The organism is Leifsonia araucanica (assembly GCF_051161895.1).
Lineage (GTDB): Bacteria > Actinomycetota > Actinomycetes > Actinomycetales > Microbacteriaceae > Leifsonia.
In genome coordinates this window covers 279,752-303,397 of record NZ_JBMBTW010000002.1, presented here as the reverse complement: position 1 = coordinate 303,397, position 23,646 = coordinate 279,752, and the positions used below count along the sequence as shown (strand labels likewise).

Below are 23,646 nucleotides of genomic sequence, written 5' to 3'. Positions count from 1 at the left end.
GTCGATCGTCACGGTTCACGCAACCTTCACTCTCGCGCCCGGCCCTCACGCTTGTGGCGCTGTGGACCGGCTTCCGGCGTCCTTGCCGGAATTACCCGGAACGTTACGCTTTCGGATCACCACGCACAACCATCGGCGTGTCGACCGTGCAACCTGCACTATCCGGCCGTGTCGCCGCGTGCTAGCTTTCACACTATGCGCACTATCGACAGCACCGACCGACGCATCCTCGTGGCCCTCACGGAGGACCCCCGATCGTCCAACGTGACGCTCGCCGACCGCCTCGGGCTGAGCCGCAACACGGTGCAGTCGCGAGTGGCGGAGCTGGAGCGGTCCGGGGTGTTCCTGTCGTTCGATCGCCGGATCAGCGCCAACGCCGCCGGCTACCCGCTGGCCGCGTTCGTGACGGTGCACGTGCACCAGCAGAAGCTCGCGACGATCGTGGAGCAGCTGGCGACCATCCCGGAGATCGTCTCGGCGCACGGGCTCTCCGGTCCGTCCGATCTGCTCGTGCGCGTCGTCTGCACGGACGCGGAGGACCTGTTCCGCATCACCGGCGCCATCCAGGCCGCCGACGGCGTCGAGCGCGCGGAGACCGCGCTCGACATGGGCGAGCTCATCCCCTACCGCCTGCATCCCCTGCTCGCCAGAGACGCCGCGCGCTGACCGCAGCCATCGGCGGGGACGACGAAGGCCGCCCCGACGGAGTCGGGACGGCCTTCGTGGGTCGGGCGGGACTACTCGCCTTCGGCGGGAGCCGTGGGGCCCTCGCTGGCGGCGTCGCGGCCGTGGGTGTCCGCGTCGTCGGCCTCGGCGAGCACCGGGGCGAGCGACAGCTTGCCGCGGTCGTCGATCTTGGTGATCTCCACCAGGATCTTCTGGCCGACGCCGAGCACGTCTTCGACGTTCTCGACACGCTTGCCACCGGCGAGCTTGCGCACCTCGGAGATGTGCAGCAGGCCGTCCTTGCCCGGGAGCAGCGAGACGAACGCACCGAACGCGGCGATCTTGACGACGGTTCCGAGGAACTGCTCGCCGACCTCCGGGTTGGTGGGGTTCGCGATCGCGTTCACCTGGGCGCGGGCTGCCTCGGCCGACGGGCCGTCGACGGCGCCGATGTAGACGGTGCCGTCCTCCTCGATGGAGATGTCGGCGCCGGTCTCGTCCTGGATGGCGTTGATCGTCTTGCCCTTCGGGCCGATCAGCTCACCGATCTTGTCGACGGGGATCTGGACCGAGATCACGCGGGGCGCGGTCGGGGCCATCTCGTCCGGCTGGTCGATGGCGGCGTTCAGCACGCTGAGGATGGTCGTCCGAGCATCCTTCGCCTGCTTCAGCGCACCGGCCAGGACGGCGGAGGGGATGCCGTCGAGCTTGGTGTCGAGCTGGATCGCCGTGACGAACTCGCTCGTGCCTGCGACCTTGAAGTCCATGTCGCCGAGCGCGTCCTCCGCACCGAGGATGTCGGTGAGGGCCGCGTAGCGGGTCTCACCGTCGACGGTGTCGGAGATGAGGCCCATCGCGATGCCGGCGACGGGGGCGCGCAGCGGCACACCGGCGTTCAGCAGGGACAGGGTGGATGCGCAGACGGAGCCCATCGACGTCGAGCCGTTGGAGCCGAGAGCCTCGGACACCTGGCGGATCGCATACGGGAACTCGTCGCGGCTCGGCAGCACCGGCACGAGGGCGCGCTCGGCGAGGAAGCCGTGCCCGATCTCGCGACGCTTCGGCGAACCGACGCGACCGGTCTCACCGGTCGAGTACGGCGGGAAGTTGTAGTGGTGCAGGTAGCGCTTCTTCGTGACAGGCGACAGGGAGTCGATCTGCTGCTCCATCTTGAGCATGTTCAGCGTGGTGACACCCAGGATCTGGGTCTCTCCGCGCTGGAAGATCGCCGAACCGTGAACGCGCGGGATGACCTGCACCTCGGCGTCGAGCGGACGGATGTCGGTGAGGCCACGGCCGTCGATGCGGATGCCCTCGCGGAGGACGCGTCCGCGCATGACGACCTTGGAGACCGACTTGTACGCCGCGGAGAACTGCGTGAGCACCTCGGCGGGAAGCGCACCGGCCTCGACCTTCTCGGTCAGGGCCACCTTGACGCGGTCCTTGAGGGCGTCGTCGGCGTTCTGGCGCTCGATCTTGTCGGCGATCTGGTAGACGTTCACCAGTTCGTCGTATGCGAGGCCGGCGACGTTGTCGTAGGTCTCCTGCGAGTACGGCAGGAACACCGGGTAGTCGGCGATGGCCTTGGCGGCCTGCTCCGCGACGACGTTCTGCGCGGCGACGAGCTGCTTGAGGAACGGCTTCGCGGCCTCGAGGCCCTGTGCGACGACCTCTTCGTTCGGCTTGGTGGCGCCGGCCTGGATGAGGTTCCAGCTGCCTTCGGTGGCCTCGGCCTCGACCATCATGATCGCGACGTCTTCCTGGCCGTTCTTGTCCGTGATGACGCGACCGGCGACGACGATGTCGAAGACGGCCTCCTCCAGCTGCGACGCCTTCGGGAACGCGATCCACTGGTCTTCTGCAGCACCGTTGCCCGGGATGAGCGCGAGGCGCACCGCGGCGATCGGGCCGCTGAACGGCAGGCCGGAGATCTGGGTCGACATGGATGCGGCGTTGATCGCGAGAGCGTCGTAGAACTCGTCGGGAGCGATGCTCAGGACGGTGATGACGATCTGGACCTCGTTGCGCAGGCCGTCGACGAACGACGGACGCAGGGGCCGGTCGATCAGACGGCAGACCAGGATGGCCTCGGTCGACGGACGGCCTTCACGACGGAAGAACGAGCCGGGGATCTTGCCTGCTGCGTACGAACGCTCTTCGACGTCGACGGTCAGCGGGAAGAAGTCGAAGTTGTCCTTCGGGTGCTTGCTGGCGCTGGTCGCGCTCAGCAGCATGGTCTCCTCGTCGAGGTAGGCGGCGACGGCGCCCTGTGCCTGCTGTGCGAGGCGTCCGGTCTCGAACCGGACCGTGCGAGTGCCGAATCGTCCATTGTCCAGGACTGCTTCGGCGAACTTGATTTCGGGACCTTCCAAGAGGTCTTTCTCCTTTGTTTTACGTCGTCGCCCCGTATGGGCGGCGACTCCTCCATCGGAGCAGGGGAACAGGCAGATCGACACGGAAGTCCTCCGTGTACGTGCGGCTTCCTGCGCGCAGGACGGTGTCCCGGCGCGGTTCTGTGCCCGTCTGGCCATCAGTAGAAATACACGGTTGCGCGCCCTTCAGGGCCGCCATACGCATCCGGATACCACCACCGAGGACCAGCTCCTGCCAGCCTGCTCCGTTTGGTACTCAGTATTGAGTTTGCGGTCGGCATGCAGCCGACCACAAGAATCCTAGCAGGTGAGGCCGTTATTCCGGCAGCGGGAGCGCGAGCGTGGCGCGCGCGGCGGCGGCCAGCGCGTCGCCGTACGACGGCCCGTACGACGCGGCGTGCACGGCCAGTGGATGCAGCTGGTGCAGCGGGATGCGCTCCCGCCAGCCGGCGCGCAGCGTCCGGGCGGCGTCGTACCCCGCCGTGATCTCGTCGAGCAGCGGGGCGCCGAACAGGGCGAGCATGGCGAGGTCGGTCTCGCGGTGGCCGCCGTGGGCCGCCGGGTCGATGAGCACGCAGCCGCGCGCATCCCACAGCAGGTTGCCGTTCCACAGGTCGCCGTGGATGCGGGCGGGAGCCTCACCGTCGTCGAGCTCGCCGGACGCGACCCGGTCGACGGCCTCCCTGATGACCGGCAGCTGCGCAGCGGACACGCCGCCGGCGTTCACCGCGATGTCCAGGTACGGCAGAACGCGGTCGCGCGCGTAGAACCGTCCCCAGGACGACTCCGCGGCGACCGGCAGTCGACGCGTGCCGATGAACAGCGGGCCGTCCCAGCCGTCCGGCGCAGCACCGAACGCGGCGGCGCCCGCAGCGTGGGTCACCGAGAGGGCAGCGCCGAAGGCACGGGCGGCATCCGGGGTGGGGCGCGCCTCCTTGACGCGTTCGAGCACGATCCGGCCGGGGGCCACCTCCACGACGCCGACCACCCGCGCTCCGCCGGAGGGCGTCACGGCGGCGAGCCAGTCCAGGCCGGCGGCCTCCGCTTCGAAAAACAGCGGTGGCGCATCCGGCCTGGACTTCTCGACGGTGTCTGTCATGCACCGAACCTACCCGCGGGCGGGAGGAGCAGCAGGAGGACTAGTCCCCCTGGAACCCGCCGATCATCGAGGCGAAGTCGCCGTCGAGGGCGAAGGGATCCTTGACGCGCGACGAGCGGTCGGACGCGCTCACCAGCGTGGAGAACTCGCCGGCGGCGCGCTCGATGCGGTCGGGCAGCGCCTTGACCGTGTCTGCTCCGCTCCCCCAGTCCGCCGACGCCGCGTAGACCGAGGTCGGCACGACGACGCTGTGCAGGTAGGTGAACATCGGGCGCATCGCGTATTCGAGGGCGAGCGAGTGCCGTTCGGTTCCTCCGGTCGCGCCGATCAGCACGGGCATCCCGTCGAGCGCTGTCGGGTCGAGGATGTCGAAGAACGACTTGAACATCCCGCTGTAGCTCGTGGTGAAGATGGGCGTCACGGCGATCAGGCCGTCGGCTCCCGTCACCGCCTCGATGACATCGGCGAGCGCGGGGCTGGGGAACCCGGCGAGGAGGTTGTTGGTCACGTCCTTCGCCACATCCCGCAGCTCGATCGTGGTCACCTCGACCTCGACGCCCTGCTCCTCCAGCCTGCGGACGGTCGCCTCGGCGAGCCGGTCGGCCAGCAACCTGGACGACGACGGCTGGCTGAGACCGGCCGAGATCACGGCGATCTTCCTGGCGGTCATCACTTCACCTCCGAAACAGTGGATACGGCGTCCGCGCCTGCTGCGTCCGCGTCGGCCACGAGCTCCGCGGCGTCGCGCTCGGCGACCATCGCGGCGTGGGTGGGGCCGTCCGGCACGTGGGAGGGACGGTCCTTCGCGAACTCCTTGCGGAGCACGGGCACGACCTCCCCGCCGAGGATGTCGAGCTGCTCCAGCACGGTCTTCAGCGGAAGGCCGGCGTGGTCCATCAGCCAGAGCTGGCGCTGGTAGTCGCCGACGTAGTCGCGGAAGCCGAGGGTGCGGTCGATGACCTCCTGGGGGCTGCCGACGGTGAGCGGCGTCTGCGAGGTGAACTCCTCGAGCGTCGGGCCGTGGCCGTACACCGGCGCGTTGTCGAAGTACGGGCGGAACTCCGCGACGGCATCCTGCGAGTTCTTGCGCATGAACACCTGACCGCCGAGGCCGACGATCGCCTGGTCGGCGGTGCCGTGACCGTAGTGCTCGAAGCGCTGACGGTAGAGGGCGATCATCTGCTGGGTGTGCGATGCCGGCCAGAAGATGTGGTTCGCGAAGAACCCGTCACCGTAGTACGCGGCCTGCTCGGCGATCTCCGGGCTGCGGATGCTGCCGTGCCAGACGAACGGGGGCACGTCGTCGAGCGGGCGCGGGGTCGACTGGAAGCCCTGCAGCGGTGTGCGGAAGCGTCCCTCCCAGTCCACGAACTCCTCGGTCCAGAGGCGGCGCAGCAGCGCGTACTTCTCGAGCGCGAGCGGGATGCCCTGGCGGATGTCCTCGCCGAACCACGGGTACACCGGTCCGGTGTTCCCGCGTCCGAGGGTGAGGTCCATCCGGCCGCCGGACAGGTGCTGCAGCATCGCGTACTCCTCGGCGATGCGCACCGGGTCGTTCGTGGTGATCAGCGTGGTGGCCGTGGAGAGGATGATGCGGCTGGTCTTGGCGGCGAGGTAGCTGTTGATGGCGACAGGGCTCGACGGGAAGAACGGCGGGTTGTGGTGCTCCCCCATCGCGAAGACGTCGAGGCCGACCTCTTCCGCGTGCTGGGCGATGGTGAGGACGTCCTGCAACCGCGAGGCGTCGGTCGGGGTGTGACCGGTGGTGGGGTCGGTGGTGATGTCGCCGACACTGAAGATTCCGAACTGCATTTCCGCTGCTCCCTATTTCAATGCGTTTGCATGGATATCGTCATCAACGGACGGTGTGCCCTGACTATTCCCGCGTCGTTTCAGCCACGTGATCAGCGCGACCACGCCGATCCCGATCAGTGTTCCCGCGGTGTTCGCGATGAGGTCGCGCACGTCGCTGTACCTGGTCGGCAGGAACAGCTGGATGAACTCGATGGTGCAGGTGGCGACGACGCCGATGAGGAGGGCGACCCACCACCTGCGCAGCCCGAGCAGCAGGGTGAACAGCACGCCCATCGGCACGAACATGGCAATGTTCGCGGTGAACTCGACGCCGTTGTACGTGACCCAGGAGGTGGCGGGGAACCGCCCGATCTGCGCGATGACATCCCGGATGAACGTGTTCTGCTCCGAGTCCTGCGGCTGCGACGACAGGGTGATCCAGCCGACGGCGACCAGGTACAGGGCCGTGACGATGCTGAGGACGGGATGGCGGCGGAGCATACCCCTATGCTGGCGCACCCGGCCGGGCGGCGCACGCGCCCCACCGCCTGCCCCTCCCCTCGGCCACAATGAATGCATGACCAGCGCCTTCCGCATCCCGATGACCGGCCGCGCGACCGACGAGGCCCATCGCGTCTCGAGCCCGCTCGAACTGCTGTTCGACCTGACCTTCGTGGTCGCCATCGCCCAGGTGGCGGCGCAGCTCGCGGAGGCAACCCTGCACGGAGAGCTCTCCGCCGACATCGGGCCGTACCTGACCGTGTTCTTCGCGATCTGGTGGGCGTGGATGAACTTCACCTGGTTCGCGTCGGCGTACGACACGGACGACGTGCCGTACCGGATCACGACGCTCGTGCAGATGGGCGGCGTCCTGGTGCTCGCTGCCGGGGTGCCGAGCGCGTTCGGCGGCGGCGACTTCACCGCCATCACGATCGGCTACCTGATCATGCGCGTCGGGCTGGTGAGCCAGTGGATCAGGGCCGGGATCGAGCATCCCCAGGGCAGGGTGACGGCCTTCCGCTACGCGGCGGGGGTGTCGGCGGTGCAGCTGCTGTGGGTGTCCAGGCTGTTCCTGCCTCCGGAGACCGGGCTGTGGACGTTCCTGATCGCGGCGGCCCTCGACCTCTCCGTGCCGATCTGGGCGGAGCGGACGGGCAAGACCTCTTGGCATCCGCACCACATCGCCGAACGGTACGGGTTGTTCACGATCATCGTTCTCGGCGAGTCGGTGTCCGCGTCGGCCATCGGGGTGCAGAAGGCGCTGGAGGCGAACGGCGTCTCCCTCACCCTGGTGGTGATCGCCTCCGCAGGCCTGGTGCTGCTGTTCGCGCTCTGGTGGCTGTACTTCCTGGAGCCCGCCGCGGAGGGGCTGAGATCCCGGCGCGGCCGCTCGTTCTACTGGGGCTACGGTCACTACCTGGTGTTCGCCTCCCTCGCGGCGCTCGGCGCCGGAATCGAGACGGCGGTGCAGCGCGGCTCGGAGGGCGGGGTCACGCTGTCCGACACGGTGGTGGAGTACGCGGTGGTCGTGCCCGTCGCGGTGTTCCTGGTGATGCTGTACGTGCTGCACAGACCGCTGGTGGACGAGGTGGTGGTGCGACCGCTCAAGACCGGGATCGCCGTGGTCCTGCTGCTCGCCCTGCCGCTGGCGTCGCCGGTGATCGGGCTGATCGGCGTGGCCATCGGGGTGGCGGTGGTCGCGTCGGCGCTGGTGGCGGCGACGCTCGTCGACCGCGCGGTGGAGGCACGGGCGGCGGCCCGGTAGACCGGGCTGGCAGGCGGCCGGTAGGCGTACCGGCCTAGCCTCCCACCGCGGGCGCGAGCGGCGCAGGGGCGGCGGCGGGCATTGCGGCGCGCATCCTGCGCACGATGCCGAAGCAGATCAGTCCCTGGGCGACGATGTAGGTCAGCATGATCAGCGCATCCACCTGCCACAGGGCGAAGCCGGGCAGGAACCTGTCGAGGCCGAGCAGGCTGTCCGAGACCACGAAGCAGGCGGCACCGACCGCGATCCAGCTGTTGCAGGCGGCCCCGGATGCGCCGAGCGCGACGAGGGCGAGCCCGTACGCCGCCAGCGGCACGAGCAGCGCGCCGGCGTGCGGGGCGAGCACGCCGAGCAGCGCGGCGAACCAGAGCAGGTAGACGGCCACCCACCACGGCGGCCTGCGCACGCGCATCCTGCGCCAGAACAGCACGACGTACGCGAGGTGCCCGAGCAGGAAGAAGCCGAGGCCGATCACGAAGCCGGGGCCCACATCCATCAGGGACACGTCGCCCAGCCAGCCGAAGAGGACGGCCAGCGAACCGAGTACAGCCACCTCGCCGCGGCGCGCCGGCAGAGCCCAGAGCAGGCAGACCAGCAGCACCGGCATCAGCAGCGGCTTGGTGAGGTCGACGAGCAGCTCGGCGCCGGGCAGGACGCCGGAGAGCAGCACGGACAGGAGATGGAGGACGCCGACGACGATGTACGGCACGAACCGGGAGGCCACGGCACGACTCTAGTGGGCGGGGTGCTGCGCGGGGGCCCGCTCCCACCGGGGCGAACGACGAAACGGGCCGCCACCCCGGAGGGTGACGGCCCGTTCGCAAGAAGTTCGCGGTGTCAGCGAGGAGCTGCCACAGGCGGCTCCTGAGTTATCGACGGAGTCCGAGACGCTCGATCAGCGAGCGGTAGCGGGCGATGTCGATGTCCGACAGGTAGCCGAGCAGGCGGCGACGCTGACCGACCAGGAGGAGCAGGCCACGACGCGAGTGGTGGTCGTGCTTGTGCTCCTTGAGGTGCTCGGTGAGGTCCTTGATCCGCTTGGTCAGGATTGCAACCTGAACCTCGGGGGATCCGGTGTCACCGGGGTGGGTCGCGTACTCTTCGATGATCGCCTTCTTGACGTCTGCATCAAGTGCCATAGAGGTGATCCCCTTTCTCTCGTTGCGCGGTGCCCGATGGCCGAATGCCTGGGCTCTCTTTATCCGCGGCCGTTAGACGGCAACCTGGAAAGCTTACCAGACGAGAGGCCACTCCCCCTCCGCGCTCACGCGGCCTCCGGCTCCGGTTCGAGCAGCGCGAACGCGCCGCCGAACGGGTCGACGGCACCGACCCAGCGGCCGACGCCCGGCGCGGACGCACGCTCGCCGCGCACCGCGCCGCCGAGCTCGGTCAGGCGGACCGTCGCCGCATCCAGGTCGGCCACCGCGAAGTACACCAGCCAGTGCGGAGGCACGTCCCCTCCCGGCTCGTAGGCTCCCGCGACGCTCGCCTCCCCCACGTCGAACAGCGTGTACAGGCCGTCTCCCAGCTCCAGCTGGCTCACGCCGACGCCGAGCACCGACTCGTAGAACGGGTACGACGCCTCGCAGCCGTTCTCGACCAGCTCCAGCCAGTCCACGGCTCCCGGCTCCTCGCGCAGCCACGGGGAGTCCCCGGCGCCGCTCTCCTTCTGCCAGAGCCCGAAGACCGCTCCCGCCGGATCGGCGACCACGGCGAGCTGCAGTCCGGGCACCAGCTCACCGGGCGGCAGCAGCACCGACCCGCCTGTCGCGGTGGCGGCTGCGGTGGATGTGGCGATGTCGTCGACGAGGAAGTACGTGGTCCAGACCGAGGTGCTCCCCTCCGGGAAGCTCTCCGGCAGCGGGCCGATGGCGGTGACGGGCACACCGCGCAGCGTGGCGACGGAGTATCCGCCGGTCTCGGCGCTCGCCGGCGTCACGTCCCAGCCGAACATCCGGCGGTAGAACGCGGCCGCTCCTGCCTGGTCCGTGCTCTGCAGATCGACCCAGATCGGCGTGCCCTGCGGGAAGCTGTCGATGATCGGCATGGCCGGTATCGTACGCGCGACGGCCGGCCCCTGCGATAGCCGCAGGGAGTATCGTGCGCGGTATGAAGGCACTCCAATATCGCGAAATCGGTTCCCGTCCAGAGGTCGTCGAGATCGCCGATCCGGACGTCGGCCCCGGCCAGGTGCTCCTGAAGGTCACCGCTGCCGGGGTCTGCCACTCCGACGAGTTCATCATGGGGCTTCCGGCCGACCAGTACGTCTACGGACTCCCGCTCACCCTCGGCCACGAGGGCGCAGGCATCGTGGAGGCGGTCGGCGACGGGGTCACCGGCGTGAAGCCCGGCGACGCGGTCGCCGTCTACGGCCCGTGGGGCTGCGGCCACTGCCTGATGTGCGCGCAGGGCAAGGAGAACTACTGCCTCAACGCCCAGGCGGAGGGGATCATGCCGCCCGGACTCGGGTCGCCGGGCTCGATGGCCGAGTACATGGTGGTCGACAACGCACGCCATCTCGTCCCGCTCGACGGGCTCGACCCGGTCGAGAACGTCTCGCTCACCGACGCGGGCCTCACCCCGTATCACGCGATCAAGAACTCGCTGCCGAAACTCGGCGCAGGCACCACGGCCGTCGTGATCGGCACCGGCGGCCTCGGCCACGTCGGCATCCAGATCCTCCGCGCACTCTCCGGGGCGACGGTGGTCGCGCTCGACGTCAACCAGGAGAAGCTCGACCTGGCGAAGGCCGTCGGCGCCCACCACACGATGCTGTCCAACCAGGATGCGGTCTCCGCCGTCCGCGACCTGACCGGCGGCCGGGGTGCGAACGCGGTCTTCGACTTCGTCGGTGTGCAGCCCACAGTCGACCTCGCGGGTGCGATGGCGGCGACGGAAGGCGACGTGACCATCGTGGGGATCGGCGGAGGGGCGCTCGCCGTCGGCTTCGGACGCATCGCATACGATGTCGCTGTGCGCACGCCGTACTGGGGTTCCCGTTCCGAGCTGATCGAGGTGCTCGACCTGGCCCGCGCCGGCTCCATCGAGGTGGAGATCGAGACGTATTCGCTCGACGAGGCGCCGAAGACGTACGAGCGGCTGCACGAGGGGAAGATCCGCGGGCGCGCGGTGATCCTGCCGAACGGCTAGCCGGAGCGCTTCAGGCGCTCAGAGCATCCAGAGCGGCGGCGACGACGGTGGCCGGATCGTCGTCGCTGTTCGCCGCCCACCAGGTGAGCGCGGAGAACGATGCGGCGGAGAGGGCGTCGGCGCGCACCTTCGCGTGCAGGCCGTCCGGCGCCGTTCCCATGCGGCGCGCGATGAACGCGGCGAGCACATCCCGATTGGCGGCCAGTCGACTCAGTCCGAAACCGATGAGGGCGTCGTCGGAGCCGATGAGCAGCAGGCGCCGTCGGGTGGCCTCGACGCGATCCGGGGGGAGGTCGAGGGCGCGCGCGATGGCGCGGTGAAGCACGGATGCGATCGGTTCGTCGTCCGGTGCAGCGTCGAGCTCGGCGGCCGTGCGCGCGACCACGGGCTCCATGCCGCCCCAGACGAGGGCGGGCTTGCTCGGGAAGTAGCGGAAGAGCGTGCGGCGCCCGATGCCGGCGACGCGCGCGATGTCATCCATCGTGGTCGCCTCGTAGCCGTGCTCGGCGAAGTGCCGGAGGGCGAGCAGGGCGACCTCGTCCGGGTCCACGTCCACGGGACGGCCGCGGCGACGTGCGGCGGGCTGCTGCTCCTGTTCGGCTGCTGGCGAATTCACATCTCCATTATGGCACCGAGTGCTATAAATACATCGACGCCCAGATCGAGCGCCACACACGACTCAGGAGATTCAGGAATGAGCACAACAGATTCCGCTCGCTTCGCCGGCAAGACCGCCATCGTCACGGGCGCCGGTTCGGGCATCGGCCGGGCGACGGCGCTCCGCATCGCGGCGGAAGGCGGCCGCGTGATCGCCAGCGACATCGCCCCCGACCGCCTGGAGGCGCTCACCGCGGAGCACCCGGACCTCGACCTGGTGACCGTCGCAGGAGACGTGTCCAGCGAGGAGACCATCGCCGCCATCCTCGACGCTGCGGGCGGACGCGTGGATGCGCTCGCCAACGTCGCCGGCATCATGGACGGCTTCCAGCCGGCCGCCGAGATCGACGACGCCACCTGGGACCGCGTGATGAACATCAACATCACCGCCATCATGCGCCTCACCCGCGCGGTGCTCCCGGTGATGCTCGAGGCCGGAGCCGGCTCCATCGTCAACGTCACCTCCGAGGCCGGCCTCCGCGGTTCGGCTGCCGGCGTCGCGTACACGACCTCGAAGCACGCCGTGGTCGGATACACGAAGTCCACCTCGGTGTTCTACGCCCCCAAGGGGATCCGCACCAACGCCGTCGCACCCGGACCGGTCGCCACCAACATCGAGGCGCCGTTCCGCTCCGAATGGGCGGGCCAGCGCCTCGGCCCGCTGATGCAGACGATGGTGCCGCCGGTTGCCCAGCCGGAGCAGCTCGCCGCATCCATCACCTGGCTGCTCAGCGACGACTCCTCCAACGTCAGCGGCGTCATCCTCGCCTCCGACGGAGGCTGGTCGGCGATCTAGTCGCGTCCCGTCGCGGAGGCGCGCGGCTCCGGCTGCGCGTCTCCGCCGCGGTGCGAGCGCGCGACGGCACGGGCGAGCACGCGCAGGCCGTCCGGCACGTCGGCGGGCGCGATGGCGCCGAAGCCCAGCATGAGGCCGGAGGCCGGGGTCTCGCCGAATCCGAAGCGGGCGATCGACTGCACGGACACCCCGGATGCCGCAGCCTCGGCCGCCGCGCGGTCCGAGTCGAACACGGCCCCGTCCCGCGGGAGCAGGCAGACGTGCAGCCCGGCCACCGACGGCACGGCCTGCAGCACATCGCCGAGCATGGCCTCCGCCTGCTCCAGGATCTGGCGCTGCCGCATCCCGTACTGTTTCGTGGCCTGCCTGACGTGCCTGGCGAAGCCGCCGGAGTCGATGAACCGGGCCATCGCCGCCTGGGTGACGTGGTCGTTGTGCCAGTCGGTGAGCCGTTTCGCGCTGCGCAGCGCCGGCATCAGCGACGGCGGCGCCACCAGGAAGCCGAGCCGGAGCGCGGGCAGCATGGTCTTCGAGAACGTGCCGACGTAGACGACGCGGCCCTCGGTGTCGAGGCGCTGCAGCGGATCGAGCGGGCGGTCGGCGTATCGGTACTCACTGTCGTAGTCGTCTTCCACGATCACCGCGTCGTTCGCGCTCGCCCAGGCGAGCAGCTGGGTGCGACGCTCGAACGAGAGAACGCCGCCGAGCGGGAACTGGTGCGACGGCGTCACATAGACCAGCTTCGCCCCGTCGGGCAGCGCATCCACCCGGATGCCGTGCTCGTCGACCGGAACGGGAACGACGCGCGCGCCCATCGTCTCGAACAACTGCCGCACCGGCGGGTATCCGGGGTCTTCGACCGCGACGACGTCGCCGGGGTCGAGCAGCACCCTCCCGATCAGGTCGAACGCCTGCTGCGCTCCGCTCGTGATCAGGATGTCGTCGGCCAGCGCATCCACCGACCGGGCGACGCCGAGGTGCCTGGCCAGCGCATCCCGCAGCCGTTGCAGTCCAGCCGGATCGCGGTAGTGGCCGGAGCGCAGGATGCCGCCGCGCAGCTCGGCCGCGACGAACCGGCGCCACGACTCGGCGGGGAACAGCGCGGGATCCGGTGTCCCGACACTGAAGTCGTACGCGATCGGCAGCGGTTCCATCCACAACGGGTCGTGGATGTCCGCCCAGCGCTGCACAGGACGCGCCGCCGTGCGCTCCCCGCGCGCCGCCGACGGGCTCGGCTGGGCCGTGGGCGCGGACACGAAAGTGCCGGACCCCACCCGCGACGCCAGGTAGCCCTCGGCGGTGAGGCGTTCGTACGCGGTCGCGACGGTGGAGCGCGAGACGGACAGCCGCTCCGCCAGCTCCCTGGTGGCCGGGAGGCGCTCGCCGTGCCGCAGCCGCCCATCCAGGACGGCGTCGCGCAGCTGCCGGTAGATGCGGTCGGCGCGGTCGCCCCTGCCGTCGATCTGCACGTGCACGTCCACAGGGACCTCCCGCGATTGGCCTGATCGGAATGTGGCGAATTGGAGCTTACCCGCGGCCAATGACGTTTCTAGGCTGGCCACATGACAGAACGAATCGACATCTCCTCCATCGTCCCCGACGGCTACCGCAAGGTCATCAACCTCGACGGCTATGTGGCCCAGCACGTCGAGGAGCCGCTCGGCGACCTCATCAAACTCCGCGCATCCCAGATCAATGGATGCACGTTCTGCGTCGACATGCACTCCGTCGACCTGCAGGCGGGCGGCTACCCGCTGCGCAAGGTGTTCTCGGTGATCACCTGGCGGGAGTCGGAGTGGTTCAGTGAGCGGGAGCGGGTGGCGCTCGAACTGACCGAGGAGGTCACCCTCATCCAGGGCGGCGTGTCTGACGACCTCTACGGGCGCGCGCTCGCCGAGTTCGGCGAGGAGGGCCTCGCGAACCTGCTGCTCGCCATCGCGACGATCAACGTCTGGAACCGGATCGCCATCCCGACGCTGATGCACCCGCCGGCGCTCTGACCGGCGCGAACCACGTCACGCGTGAAAAAGGCGCGGTGCGGCCTCGAGCCGCACCGCGCCTTTCCTCGTGCGCGTGTCTGGGAGATCGTGACGATCTAGGAGACGCCGAGCAGGTCGATCACGAAGATCAGGGTCTTGCCGGAAAGCGGGTGACCTCCACCGGCCGGGCCGTATGCCTGCGCGGGCGGGACGGTCAGCTTGCGGCGACCGCCGACCTTCATGCCGGGGATGCCGTCCTGCCAGCCCTTGATGAGGTTGTTGAGCGGGAAGTTGATGGACTGCCCACGGCTCCAGGAGGAGTCGAACTCCTCGCCGGTCTCGTACTCGACGCCGAGGTAGTGCACGTCCACCTTGGAACCTGCGGTCGCCTCTGGGCCGGTGCCCTCGACGATGTCGACGATTTCGAGGGTCTCGGGAGCCGGGCCGTCGGGGGCGTCGACTTCGGGCTTCTGGTTGGTGTTTTCTGCCATGCATCCATCCAACTGGCTCCGCGGGCCCGCGTCAAAGCGCGTTCTCTGAGAGCGCACGTCCGAAATCCGCTCTTGCGCTCGCCCGGGATGCGGAGCACCCTTGACGTAGATCACAAGATCAACTCGTCGCCCGGGAGAGTCGCAGGCATCGCCGCACCACCGGGCGTCGAGTCTTTAACGGGGTCGGATCAGCGTCGGCCGGGATGCTCCGCCCCCGCTCGTTCGCCGTGTGAGATTCTGACGCTATGAGTTCTGCAGCCGGACTGGACAGCGCCGACGTCCGCATCCACAACCTGGCGCTGCTGATGCGCCTGCTGGTCGACGGGCCGAGCGCGCGCAGCGAGCTCGCGGCGGCGACAGGACTCTCCCGGGGCACGGTCACGGCCCTGGTCGACGTATTGAGCTCGGCAGGGCTGGTGCGCGAGTCCGCGGTGGTCGGGTCGGGGAACGGGCGGCCGAAGACCATGCTCGCCCTGGCGGCGGACGGCATCGCGTTCGCGGCCATGCAGCTCGACGCCGATCAGGCCATCTTCCTCGCCCACGACCTCGCCGGGGAGGAGCTGGTGCGCGTCGCCGAGCACCACGGCAGGCCGATGGGCGACCCTGACGCCGTGCTCGACGTCGCAGCGCACACCCTCGGCGCCGGGCTCGACGCGCTCGAACGCCTCGGCCGCATCCCGGTCGGGTTCACCGTCGTGATGCTCGCGCCGGTGGGCGGCGAGCCGAGGATCGTGCTCGCGGACACCGACCTCGGCTGGGGGCAGGTGGACGTGCTCGGGATGCTCGGCGCGCGGGAGCCGCGCCTCCCGGCCGACACGATCCTCACCTCCGACGAGCCCGCCGCCCTGGCCGAGGCGCAGCGCCTGCCTGGCGAACGGTTCGTGCTGTACCTGAAGAGCAACAGCGGCATCGGCGGGGCGTACCTCGCCGACGGTGCCTTCATCGCGGGAGCGCACTCGCTCGCCGGCGCGATCGGGCACCTGCCCGTCGACCACGACGGACTCCCCTGCGCCTGCGGCCAGCGCGGCTGCTTCGTGACCGTCGCAGGGCCGGACGTCGTGCTCGCCGCGGCGGGACTGGCCGAGCTGCGCGACCGGGACGGCCTCACCGCGGCGCTCGCCGAGCTGGTCGAGCGGGTGCAGGCGGGAGACGCGGCGGCGACGGCGGCGTTCGACGCGGCAGCGGTGTGGATCGCCAGGACCATCGCACTGCTCAGGATGGCGCTCGATCCGTCCGTGATCGTGCTCGGCGGATACTGGGCGGACCTCGCGCCGCGGATCGCCGCGGCCGCCGCTCCCCGCCTGCGGATCGGCGCCGCCGAACAGCTCGCGCCCGCTCCCCCGATCGTCGCCGGCCGCCTCGGCGCGGACGCCGCGCTGCTCGGCGCCCTGCACCAGGCCCGGGATGCGGCCATCGCCGACCCGCTGAGCCTCGCGTCGCGCTAGCCGTTCTCGGCGCCCTCGTCGTCCGCCTGAGTTAATTCGACGCTTGAACTAAACGACCGTGTCACCGATACTCATTACCAAGCAACACACGGTTTTTGACGTTCGGGAGCGAGCGTCCGTTGAGAGAGGATCATCCAGATGACGTCACCGACCACCGCCCCCGAGGTGGACACGACCGCCGGCCGGGTCCGCGGGGTCTGGCGCGATGGCTCCGCCGCGTTCCTCGGCATCCCGTTCGCCGAGGCTCCGACCGGCGAGCGCCGATTCGCCGCTCCCGTCCCGCACGCGGCGTGGGAGGGGGTGCTCGGCGCCACCGCGTACGGGGCGACCCCGCAGCGTGCCGCGCTGTCCGAGATCACGCTGATCCCCGAGCCGTCGATCCCCGGCGACTCGACCCTCAACGTCAACGTCGTCACGCCCGCGCCGCGCAGCGACTCCGCGCTGCCCGTGCTGGTCTACATCCACGGCGGCGGGTTCGTCGCCGGCTCCCCCGCGAGCCCCTGGTACGACGGCGCCGCCTTCGCCAGGGACGGCGTGGTGACCGTGTCCGTCTCGTACCGGCTCGGCTTCGACGGGTTCGGCTGGATCGAGGACGCTCCGCAGAACCGGGGCGTCCTGGACTGGCTGCTGGCGCTCGAGTGGGTGCGGGACAACATCGGAGCGTTCGGCGGAGACCCGGCGCGGGTGACCATCGCCGGGCAGTCGGCGGGAGGCGGAGCGGTGCTGTCGTTGCTGGCCGTGCCGCGGGCCGCCGCACTGTTCCAGCGCGTCATCAGCATCTCCGGCGCGACCAGCGACCTGCCCGTCGCAGACGCGGAGGTCTTCGGGCGCAGGCTGGCCGAGCTCGCCGGCGTGCAGCCCACCCGAGCGGGACTGTCCGCGCTCGACGAGGCGACCATCCTCGCGCTGCAGGCGCAGGTCGCCTCACCCGCGTCGGCGCCGGGCGACGAGGACGGCGAGGACGACGCGCTGGCCGGTCTCGTCCAGCTCGCCGCCGGCGGCCTGGTCTGGGGTCCCGTCGTCGACGGCGACCTCCTGCCGCAGGCCGTCGCCGCCGCCCTGCGCTCCGGCGTCGGTGCGGAGAAGGAGCTGGTGCTCGGGGCGACGGACAACGAGTTCAACATGGCGCTGACCGCCCAGCGGGATGCGCTCGCCGCCGTTCCAGCGCCCGCGGTCCTCACCCGGTTCGGCCTGGCGGACGACACCGCGGCCGCGTACGCAGCAGTGCACGACGGGCGCGACACCGCCGACATCCTCGGCCAGTACATCACCGACCGGATGTTCCGCACCACGGCGCTGACCATCGCTAGAGAGCGCGCCGCCGCCGGCGCGCCGACCTGGCTCTACCGGTTCTCCTGGCCGTCCCCGACGATCGGCGGCGCCTGCCACTGCCTCGACGTGCCGTTCTTTTTCGACTGCCTGGACGCGGAGCGGGTGCAGAACATCGCCGGAACGAACCCTCCGCAGGCGCTCGCCGACGACGTGCACGGCGCCGCGGTGTCGTTCATCGTCGGCGGCGACCCTGGATGGGCGCCGTTCGACGCCGCCACGGAGGCCGGGCGCGTGTTCGACCTGCCGTCGCGCACTGACGAGCACGCGTACGCGGACGTGGAGGTGCTGCTGCCGCAGGCGGTGCGCTGACGCGCATCCACCCGGGCCGGCAACAGCGGATCAGCCGAAGACCTTTCCGGGGTTGAGGATGCCGAGCGGGTCGAAGACCGACTTGAGCTTCACCTGCAGGTCGTAGGAGTCGGGGCCGAGCTCATCGGCGAGCCAGCGTCGCTTCAGCACACCGACGCCGTGCTCGCCGGTGAGCGTTCCGCCCAGGTCCATCGCCGTGCGGAACAGCTCGTTCGCCGCATCCCACACCGCCGGAGGCACCTCGGCGCCGGTGTAGACGAAGTTGGGGTGCAGGTTGCCGTCGCCCGCGTGCGCGACGGTGGGGATGGGCATCCCGTACTTCTCGGAGATCCGCTCGATCTCGGCGAACATCTCCGGCATCCGGGAGCGAGGCACGGAGACGTCCTCGATCAGCACCTCTCCGGTGGCGGCGAGCGCGGGGTGGAAGGCGCGGCGGATGGCCAGCAGGCGCTCGCCGTCGTCCGCGTCGGCGGAGACGCGCACGGTGCCTCCCTCCGCCCCGATCAGCTCGGCGGCGGAGGCGGCGTCCGCCGCAGCGCTCGGGCCGTCGAACTGCACGAGCAGGTAGCTGCCGCCTCCCGTCGTGCCGAACGCCGAGGCGATGGTGTCCGCGCCGAGGTGGGCGGAGATGCGATCGAGGGAGGCGGCGTCGAGCAGTTCCATCACGGCGGGGCGGAGCCTGGATGCTGTGACGCGCGCGGACGCAGCCGCCGCCGACCGCACATCCGGGAACAGCGCTCCGATGGTGGTCGGCTCCCCGGCGGGGATCGGGATGGCGCGCACCGTGGCGCCGACGATCACGCCGAGCGTGCCCTCCGACCCGACGAACAGCGCGGTGATGTCGTACCCGGTCACGCCCTTCACCGTGCGGTGACCGGTGGAGACGAGACGTCCGTCCGCGAGCACGACGTCGAGGGCGAGGACGGCCTCGCGGGTGACGCCGTACTTGGCGCAGAGCAGGCCGCCCGCGTTGGTGGCGATGTTGCCGCCGACCGTGGAGATGGCCTTGCTCGCCGGGTCGGGAGCGAAGAACAGGCCGTACGGCTCGAGGGCGTCGTTGAGGTCGGCGTTGATGACGCCGGGCTCGATGACGGCGAGCTCGTCGTCGGCGGAGATCTCCAGGATGCGGTTCATGCCGGCCACGCTGAGCACGATCGCGCCGTCCGTGCCGTTCGCGCCCCCGGCCAGGCCAGTGCCCGCTCCGCGGGGGACGACCGGGATGCGGAACTCGCTGGCGGCGCGCATGGTCGCCTGCACGTGCTCGACGGCCGTGGCGTTGACGACGGCGAGCGGGCTTCCGTCCGCGATCCAGCCGGAGCGATCCGTGCGGGCCGCGTCGAGCGCCTCCCGATCGGTGCTGAGCACCCCGGCCGCGATGGCCTCTTCACCGAGTGCTGCCGACAACCAATCCAGAACGTCCATGCGATTCAGCATATTCAACGCGGGTAGTGTCCGTTTTCCGCTATCGAACGTCGGTGCCGAGTGCGAGGCTGGAGGCATGAACCGCGAAACAGACAAGCTCGCCGACCCGGTCTTCGCCGAGCGCTACCGTGCGATGAGCGCCAGGGACACACGGTTCGACGGGCAGTTCATCACCGGGGTGCACTCCACCGGCATCTACTGCCGCCCGAGCTGCCCGGCGGTCTCGCCGAAGCCGGGCAACGTCACCTTCTACCTCACAGCGGCCGCGGCGCACGAGGCAGGTCTCCGCGCCTGCAAGCGCTGCCTCCCGGATGCCGTTCCCGGCTCCCCGGAGTGGAACACCCGCGACGACCTCGCCGCCCGGGCCATGCGTCTCATCGCGGACGGGACGGTCGAGCGCGAGGGCGTGCCTGGGCTCGCCCGGCGCCTCGGATACACGCCACGCCACCTCGGGCGGGTGCTCGCCTCCGAGCTCGGCGCTGGACCCCTCGCGCTCGCCAGGGCGCACAGGGCGCAGACCGCCCGGCTCCTCCTCGCGGGCACCGACCTGTCGATCACCGACGTGGCGTTCGCTGCAGGATTCACCAGCGTGCGCCAGTTCAACGAGACGATGGCCGACATCTACCGCACGACGCCCGGCGCGATCCGGGCGTCCGCGAAGGGGCGGGCGGGCGCACGGGCAGCATCCACCGACGTGAAGGATGGCGGAGAACCCGCCGAATCCGGGGCAGCCACCCTGAGCCTCCGGCTCCCCGCCCGCGCGCCGTTCGACGGCGCAGCCCTCCTCGGCTTCCTCGGCGCCAGGTCGATCGCGGGCGTCGAGAGCGGAGACGCGGAGACGTACAGCCGCGCGCTCGCCCTCCCCCACGGCCCTGCCGTCGTCCGGCTCACCCTCGGCGGCACGCCGACGGCACCGCACGTGGAGTGCGACGCGACCCTCGCCGACGTGGCCGACCTCGCGCCGCTCGTCGCCCGCGTGCGCCGCCTGCTCGACCTGGATGCCGACGCCGCCGCCATCGACGCCGCCCTCTCCGCAGACCCCGCCCTCGCGGCCAGCGTCTCCGCCGCCCCAGGGCGCCGGGTGCCTGGCGCCGTCGACGCGGAGGAGATCGTCTTCCGCGCCCTCATCGGCCAGCAGATCTCCGTCCCTGCCGCGCGCACGGCGCTCACCCGGCTCACCGACGCGCTCGGCCGCCCGCTCGACCTCGGCGGGTTCACGCGCCTCTTCCCCACCGCCGCCGACATCGCCGCGCACGGCAGGCAGGTGCTGCGCGGTCCGGCGAGACGCATCGACACCATCGTGAACACGGCGGCGGCCATCGCCTCCGGCGAGCTCGTGATCGATGTCGGCGAGTCACGCGAGGAGCTGGAGGCACGGCTCACCGCCCTTCCCGGCATCGGCCCGTGGACCGCCGGCTACATCGCGATGCGCGTGCTCGGCAGCCCGGACATCCTGCTCACCAGCGACCTCGCCATCCGTCAGGGGGCAGCCAAGCTCGGCCTGCCGGGCGACGCGAAAGCGCTCGCCGTATACGGCGCTCGCTGGGCGCCGTGGCGCAGCTACGCCGGAATGCATCTGTGGAGGTCCGCGCAGGCGTAGGCTCTCTGAGGACTTACATGCATTCGACTGACATGCGCTGAGGGAGGAGGGGATCTCGCAGGTGCCAACCATCGCCGTCGTGATCCCTGCCCTGAACGACTCCGAGATGCTCGCGCGCTGCCTGGACGACCTCGCGGCCCAGCTCCGGCCCGCCGACGAGATCATCGTCGTCGACAACGGCAGCACGGACGACACCGCCGCCGTGGCCCGCTCGAAGGGCGCCACCGTGATCGAGCAGTCGCAGCGCGGGATCTGGCCTGCCGCATCCACCGGCTACGACGCGGCATCGACAGACATCATCGCCCGCCTGGACGCCGACTCCCGTCCCCCGGTCGACTGGCTGCTGCACATCGAGGCCGAGTTCGTCGACGACCCGGACATCGGCGTGCTCACCGGCCCAGGCATCTTCTACGACGGCAACACGCTCATCGCCGGCCTCGGGCAGACGCTCTACATCGGCGGCTACTTCTGGTCGATGGAGATCTGGCTCGGCCACCCGCCGATCTTCGGCTCCAACTTCGCCATGCGGCGCACTGTCTGGGAGAGCGTGCGCGGTCGCGTGCACCGCGGGATGCGCGAGATCCACGACGACCTCGACCTCGCCATCCACCTCGACCCCAGCCAGGTGGTGCGCTACGACGAACGCCTCACCGTCGGCATCTCCGCCCGCCCGTTCAGCACTTGGCGCGGCTTCGGCCGGCGGCTCGGCTGGGCGTACACCACGCTCAGGATGCACCTGCCGGAGGAGTCGCCGTGGCGTCGTCGCGCAGCGCGCCGCCGCTGGGAGGCCGAGCACGCGGACGACGCGCCGGGCGCGATCGCCTGAATCTGCGCCTACGCCTACGCCTGCGTCAGGTGACGCGGCAGTACGTGGTGAGGTAGCCGATCCCGCCGATCGAGACGGTCACGGTCGAGTGGTCCTTGAGGAACACCGGCGGAGTGCGCGAGTATCCCGCTCCGCCCGGGCTGCCGGTGGAGATGAGCGTGCCCGGCTGGATCGTCGCCGACTTGGACAGGTAGGAGACGATCTCGGCGACGGAGCGCACCATGTCGGCCGTCGACGCGTCCTGCAGGATCGTGCCGTCGACGTTCGTGGTCAGCCAGAGGTCCTGCGGGTCGCGGATCTCGTCGGCCGTCACCACGACGGGACCGTTCGGGGTGAACCCGTCGAACGACTTGCAGCGCGACCACTGCGCCTCGGAGAACTGCAGGTCTCTGGCCGTGATGTCGTTGACGACGGTGTATCCCCAGACGTAGTCGAGCGCATCCTGCACCGACACATCCCGGGCCGGCTTGCCGATGATGACGCCGAGCTCCGCCTCGTAGTCGACCTGCGTCGTCAGGTCCCCCGGCCAGGTCGTCGTGCCGCCGTGACCGGCGAGCGAGTTCGGCCAGAGCGAGAAGATGGTGGCCGCCTTCTCCGAGCGCAGGGCGAGCTCTGCGGCGTGAGCGGCGTAGTTCGCGCCGATCGCGATGACCGCCGGCGGCCGCAGCACAGCCGAGGCGTGCCGCAGCTCCCTGACCGGCGTGAGGCTGGTGTGCTGTGCGAGTGCGTTGTCGACGACCGCCTTGACGTGTGCGAGGACACCGTCGCCCTGCTCGATCAGGTCTTGCAGATCGCGCGGGGCCGGGTCCATCACCTCCTCGAGGAAGAGGGCGCCGTCGCCGATGACGGCCGCAAGACGCGGCGTTGGATCTGTGGTGGAGCTGAGGTGCGAGAATCTCACCTGCCCAGGCTATCGGGCGCGGTGGTGGGTCACGAAAACGCGCTGGATGCCGTGAAAGGTCCGGCGTGTCGGCTAGCGTGGAAGGGTGTCCATCGAACAGAGGCGGCCCGGAGTCGCCGGAGGCGACGACGACGCTGCGCGTCTGGATGCGGGTCTTCCCGACATCGACTGGTCCGTCGCGCCGGTCGGAGCCGTCTTCAGCAGGTTCGCCGCGCCGAGCGGCGAGCTCGCCGTGGTGTCGCTCGGCGACCCGTCCGACCCGCGCGTGGTGCTCATCCCGGGCGTGACGGGTTCGAAGGAGGACTTCTACCTGCTGGCGCCGATCCTGGTGGCCGCCGGGTATCACGTGCAGAGCTTCGACCTGGCCGGCCAGTACGAGTCCGCGGACGCCGGCCCCGTGCCCGGCGGCCACTACACGTACGAGCTGCTGGTCACCGACATCGTCGCGTTCCTGCAGTCCGGGCCACCTGCCCACGTGCTCGGATACTCGTTCGCCGGCGTGCTCGCGCAGCTGGCGCTGATCGAGCATCCCGGGCTGTTCCGCAGCCTCACGCTGCTGACCACGCCGCCGGAGCCCGGCCAGGCGTTCCGCGGCGTGAGGGTGATCGGCTGGCTGAGTTGGTTCCTCGGCGGCCGCCAGGGCGCAGGGCTGATGATCTGGGGCATCGTCACGAACAAGAACAAGGTGCCGCCGTCGCGGCTCGCGTTCGTGCGCTCGCGCTTCGCCCTCACCCGCCGGTCGAGCGTCGACGACATCGTCGGGCTGATGAAACGGGTTCCGGATGTGCGGGGCAGGGTCGCAGCCATGCGCATCCCGATGCTGGTCGCCACCGGCAACCACGACCTGTGGCCGACGCACCTGCACGCAGCCAACGCGCAGGCGCTCGGCGCGACGCTCGCGGTCTACAGCACAGGACACAGCCCGTGCGAGACGGCCCCGCACCAGCTCGCGCGCGACATGGTCGCGCTGTTCCGCCGCGCAGAGCGCGCGGAGGCGGCGCGCCAGGACTGACGCGCCGCGCCTCCCGCTGCCCGCTGCCCG

23 protein-coding genes are annotated in these 23,646 nt (G+C 70.4%); 10 read left to right on the top strand and 13 right to left on the bottom strand.

Annotation, left to right across the window (positions count from 1 at the left end; genetic code table 11):
* The first annotated feature begins 195 nt into the window (after positions 1-195).
* Positions 196-666, top strand: coding sequence for an Lrp/AsnC family transcriptional regulator (locus ACN6M5_RS01435; protein WP_168689139.1), 471 nt, complete (start codon positions 196-198; stop codon positions 664-666).
* A 71-nt stretch (positions 667-737) separates the two neighbouring features.
* Here ACN6M5_RS01435 and ACN6M5_RS01430 read toward each other — a convergent pair whose 3' ends face one another.
* The 5 genes from ACN6M5_RS01430 to ACN6M5_RS01410 form a co-directional block, all read right to left on the bottom strand.
* A complete protein-coding gene (locus ACN6M5_RS01430; protein WP_085369418.1) occupies positions 738-3,038 on the bottom strand; it encodes a polyribonucleotide nucleotidyltransferase in 2,301 nt (766 codons plus the stop codon).
* Positions 3,039-3,354: 316 nt separating this feature from the next.
* Positions 3,355-4,137, bottom strand: a complete 783-nt coding sequence (locus ACN6M5_RS01425) for a fructosamine kinase family protein (RefSeq protein ID WP_434948261.1) — start codon at positions 4,135-4,137, stop codon at positions 3,355-3,357.
* Positions 4,138-4,177: 40 nt separating this feature from the next.
* On the bottom strand, positions 4,178-4,807 hold the full coding sequence (locus ACN6M5_RS01420) for an FMN reductase (RefSeq protein WP_434948260.1): 630 nt from the start codon (positions 4,805-4,807) through the stop codon (positions 4,178-4,180).
* A complete protein-coding gene (locus tag ACN6M5_RS01415) occupies positions 4,807-5,949 on the bottom strand; it encodes an LLM class flavin-dependent oxidoreductase (protein ID WP_434948259.1) in 1,143 nt (380 codons plus the stop codon). The genes ACN6M5_RS01420 and ACN6M5_RS01415 overlap by 1 nt, the downstream gene beginning before the upstream one ends.
* Before the next feature lie 12 nt (positions 5,950-5,961).
* Positions 5,962-6,432, bottom strand: coding sequence for a VanZ family protein (locus ACN6M5_RS01410; protein ID WP_434948258.1), 471 nt, complete (start codon positions 6,430-6,432; stop codon positions 5,962-5,964).
* A gap of 76 nt (positions 6,433-6,508) precedes the next feature.
* On the opposite strand from ACN6M5_RS01410, the gene ACN6M5_RS01405 reads away from it, so the two are divergent.
* Positions 6,509-7,696, top strand: a complete 1,188-nt coding sequence (locus tag ACN6M5_RS01405; RefSeq protein WP_434948257.1) for a low temperature requirement protein A — start codon at positions 6,509-6,511, stop codon at positions 7,694-7,696.
* A gap of 34 nt (positions 7,697-7,730) precedes the next feature.
* On the opposite strand, the gene ACN6M5_RS01400 is transcribed toward ACN6M5_RS01405, so the two are convergent.
* From ACN6M5_RS01400 to ACN6M5_RS01390, 3 genes are all read right to left on the bottom strand, one after another.
* Positions 7,731-8,420, bottom strand: a complete 690-nt coding sequence (locus ACN6M5_RS01400) for a lysoplasmalogenase (RefSeq protein ID WP_434948256.1) — start codon at positions 8,418-8,420, stop codon at positions 7,731-7,733.
* A gap of 145 nt (positions 8,421-8,565) precedes the next feature.
* Complete coding sequence (gene rpsO / locus ACN6M5_RS01395; RefSeq protein ID WP_055892416.1) at positions 8,566-8,835, bottom strand: 30S ribosomal protein S15; 270 nt, start codon at positions 8,833-8,835, stop codon at positions 8,566-8,568.
* 125 nt (positions 8,836-8,960) lie between these two features.
* Positions 8,961-9,743 carry a VOC family protein gene (locus ACN6M5_RS01390; RefSeq protein ID WP_434948255.1) on the bottom strand — a complete coding sequence of 261 codons (783 nt, stop codon included), beginning with the start codon at positions 9,741-9,743 and terminating at the stop codon, positions 8,961-8,963.
* Between the two features lie 62 nt (positions 9,744-9,805).
* Between ACN6M5_RS01390 and ACN6M5_RS01385 the strand changes: the two genes are divergently transcribed.
* The gene (locus ACN6M5_RS01385; RefSeq protein WP_434948254.1) at positions 9,806-10,846 is read left to right on the top strand and encodes an NAD(P)-dependent alcohol dehydrogenase; all 1,041 of its coding nucleotides are present in this window, start codon (positions 9,806-9,808) and stop codon (positions 10,844-10,846) included.
* 10 nt (positions 10,847-10,856) lie between these two features.
* Here ACN6M5_RS01385 and ACN6M5_RS01380 read toward each other — a convergent pair whose 3' ends face one another.
* Positions 10,857-11,462, bottom strand: a complete 606-nt coding sequence (locus ACN6M5_RS01380; protein WP_434948253.1) for a TetR family transcriptional regulator — start codon at positions 11,460-11,462, stop codon at positions 10,857-10,859.
* Between the two features lie 78 nt (positions 11,463-11,540).
* Here ACN6M5_RS01380 and ACN6M5_RS01375 point away from each other — a divergent pair, with 78 nt between their 5' ends.
* The gene (locus ACN6M5_RS01375) at positions 11,541-12,299 is read left to right on the top strand and encodes an SDR family NAD(P)-dependent oxidoreductase (RefSeq protein WP_085369260.1); all 759 of its coding nucleotides are present in this window, start codon (positions 11,541-11,543) and stop codon (positions 12,297-12,299) included.
* Here ACN6M5_RS01375 and pdxR read toward each other — a convergent pair.
* Positions 12,296-13,780 (bottom strand): MocR-like pyridoxine biosynthesis transcription factor PdxR, encoded by a 1,485-nt coding sequence (pdxR, locus tag ACN6M5_RS01370; RefSeq protein ID WP_434948252.1) that lies wholly within the window; start codon positions 13,778-13,780, stop codon positions 12,296-12,298. The genes ACN6M5_RS01375 and pdxR overlap by 4 nt on opposite strands.
* Before the next feature lie 81 nt (positions 13,781-13,861).
* Between pdxR and ACN6M5_RS01365 the strand changes: the two genes are divergently transcribed.
* On the top strand, positions 13,862-14,299 hold the full coding sequence (locus ACN6M5_RS01365; protein WP_434948251.1) for a carboxymuconolactone decarboxylase family protein: 438 nt from the start codon (positions 13,862-13,864) through the stop codon (positions 14,297-14,299).
* Between the two features lie 95 nt (positions 14,300-14,394).
* On the opposite strand, the gene ACN6M5_RS01360 is transcribed toward ACN6M5_RS01365, so the two are convergent.
* Complete coding sequence (locus ACN6M5_RS01360) at positions 14,395-14,769, bottom strand: FKBP-type peptidyl-prolyl cis-trans isomerase (RefSeq protein ID WP_168689130.1); 375 nt, start codon at positions 14,767-14,769, stop codon at positions 14,395-14,397.
* 245 nt (positions 14,770-15,014) lie between these two features.
* Here ACN6M5_RS01360 and ACN6M5_RS01355 point away from each other — a divergent pair, with 245 nt between their 5' ends.
* The gene (locus ACN6M5_RS01355; protein ID WP_434948250.1) at positions 15,015-16,214 is read left to right on the top strand and encodes an ROK family protein; all 1,200 of its coding nucleotides are present in this window, start codon (positions 15,015-15,017) and stop codon (positions 16,212-16,214) included.
* 138 nt (positions 16,215-16,352) lie between these two features.
* Complete coding sequence (locus ACN6M5_RS01350) at positions 16,353-17,855, top strand: carboxylesterase/lipase family protein (protein ID WP_434948249.1); 1,503 nt, start codon at positions 16,353-16,355, stop codon at positions 17,853-17,855.
* 30 nt (positions 17,856-17,885) lie between these two features.
* On the opposite strand, the gene ACN6M5_RS01345 is transcribed toward ACN6M5_RS01350, so the two are convergent.
* Positions 17,886-19,277 (bottom strand): FAD-binding oxidoreductase, encoded by a 1,392-nt coding sequence (locus ACN6M5_RS01345; RefSeq protein WP_434948248.1) that lies wholly within the window; start codon positions 19,275-19,277, stop codon positions 17,886-17,888.
* Positions 19,278-19,353: 76 nt separating this feature from the next.
* On the opposite strand from ACN6M5_RS01345, the gene ACN6M5_RS01340 reads away from it, so the two are divergent.
* Positions 19,354-20,877, top strand: coding sequence for an AlkA N-terminal domain-containing protein (locus ACN6M5_RS01340; protein ID WP_434948247.1), 1,524 nt, complete (start codon positions 19,354-19,356; stop codon positions 20,875-20,877).
* 61 nt (positions 20,878-20,938) lie between these two features.
* On the top strand, positions 20,939-21,703 hold the full coding sequence (locus ACN6M5_RS01335) for a glycosyltransferase family 2 protein (protein WP_434948246.1): 765 nt from the start codon (positions 20,939-20,941) through the stop codon (positions 21,701-21,703).
* A gap of 25 nt (positions 21,704-21,728) precedes the next feature.
* Here ACN6M5_RS01335 and ACN6M5_RS01330 read toward each other — a convergent pair whose 3' ends face one another.
* Positions 21,729-22,604: a fumarylacetoacetate hydrolase family protein gene (locus ACN6M5_RS01330; protein WP_085369269.1), complete on the bottom strand. Its 876-nt coding sequence runs from the start codon at positions 22,602-22,604 to the stop codon at positions 21,729-21,731.
* An 85-nt stretch (positions 22,605-22,689) separates the two neighbouring features.
* Between ACN6M5_RS01330 and ACN6M5_RS01325 the strand changes: the two genes are divergently transcribed.
* On the top strand, positions 22,690-23,616 hold the full coding sequence (locus ACN6M5_RS01325; RefSeq protein WP_434948245.1) for an alpha/beta fold hydrolase: 927 nt from the start codon (positions 22,690-22,692) through the stop codon (positions 23,614-23,616).
* Positions 23,617-23,646 lie beyond the last annotated feature (30 nt).

Excerpts from the sequence above, each read along its gene's own strand:
- ACN6M5_RS01415 (WP_434948259.1), bottom strand. The coding sequence starts at position 5,949 with ATGCAGTTCGGAATCTTCAGTGTCGGCGACATCACCACCGACCCCACC.
- ACN6M5_RS01390 (WP_434948255.1), bottom strand. The coding sequence starts at position 9,743 with ATGCCGATCATCGACAGCTTCCCGCAGGGCACGCCGATCTGGGTCGAT.
- ACN6M5_RS01420 (WP_434948260.1), bottom strand. The coding sequence starts at position 4,807 with ATGACCGCCAGGAAGATCGCCGTGATCTCGGCCGGTCTCAGCCAGCCG.
- ACN6M5_RS01355 (WP_434948250.1), top strand. The coding sequence starts at position 15,015 with ATGAGTTCTGCAGCCGGACTGGACAGCGCCGACGTCCGCATCCACAAC.
- ACN6M5_RS01375 (WP_085369260.1), top strand. The coding sequence starts at position 11,541 with ATGAGCACAACAGATTCCGCTCGCTTCGCCGGCAAGACCGCCATCGTC.
- ACN6M5_RS01360 (WP_168689130.1), bottom strand. The coding sequence starts at position 14,769 with ATGGCAGAAAACACCAACCAGAAGCCCGAAGTCGACGCCCCCGACGGC.
- ACN6M5_RS01340 (WP_434948247.1), top strand. The coding sequence starts at position 19,354 with ATGAACCGCGAAACAGACAAGCTCGCCGACCCGGTCTTCGCCGAGCGC.
- rpsO (WP_055892416.1), bottom strand. The coding sequence starts at position 8,835 with ATGGCACTTGATGCAGACGTCAAGAAGGCGATCATCGAAGAGTACGCG.
- ACN6M5_RS01435 (WP_168689139.1), top strand. The coding sequence starts at position 196 with ATGCGCACTATCGACAGCACCGACCGACGCATCCTCGTGGCCCTCACG.
- ACN6M5_RS01410 (WP_434948258.1), bottom strand. The coding sequence starts at position 6,432 with ATGCTCCGCCGCCATCCCGTCCTCAGCATCGTCACGGCCCTGTACCTG.
- ACN6M5_RS01385 (WP_434948254.1), top strand. The coding sequence starts at position 9,806 with ATGAAGGCACTCCAATATCGCGAAATCGGTTCCCGTCCAGAGGTCGTC.
- ACN6M5_RS01345 (WP_434948248.1), bottom strand. The coding sequence starts at position 19,277 with ATGGACGTTCTGGATTGGTTGTCGGCAGCACTCGGTGAAGAGGCCATC.
- ACN6M5_RS01365 (WP_434948251.1), top strand. The coding sequence starts at position 13,862 with ATGACAGAACGAATCGACATCTCCTCCATCGTCCCCGACGGCTACCGC.
- ACN6M5_RS01405 (WP_434948257.1), top strand. The coding sequence starts at position 6,509 with ATGACCAGCGCCTTCCGCATCCCGATGACCGGCCGCGCGACCGACGAG.
- ACN6M5_RS01425 (WP_434948261.1), bottom strand. The coding sequence starts at position 4,137 with ATGACAGACACCGTCGAGAAGTCCAGGCCGGATGCGCCACCGCTGTTT.
- ACN6M5_RS01350 (WP_434948249.1), top strand. The coding sequence starts at position 16,353 with ATGACGTCACCGACCACCGCCCCCGAGGTGGACACGACCGCCGGCCGG.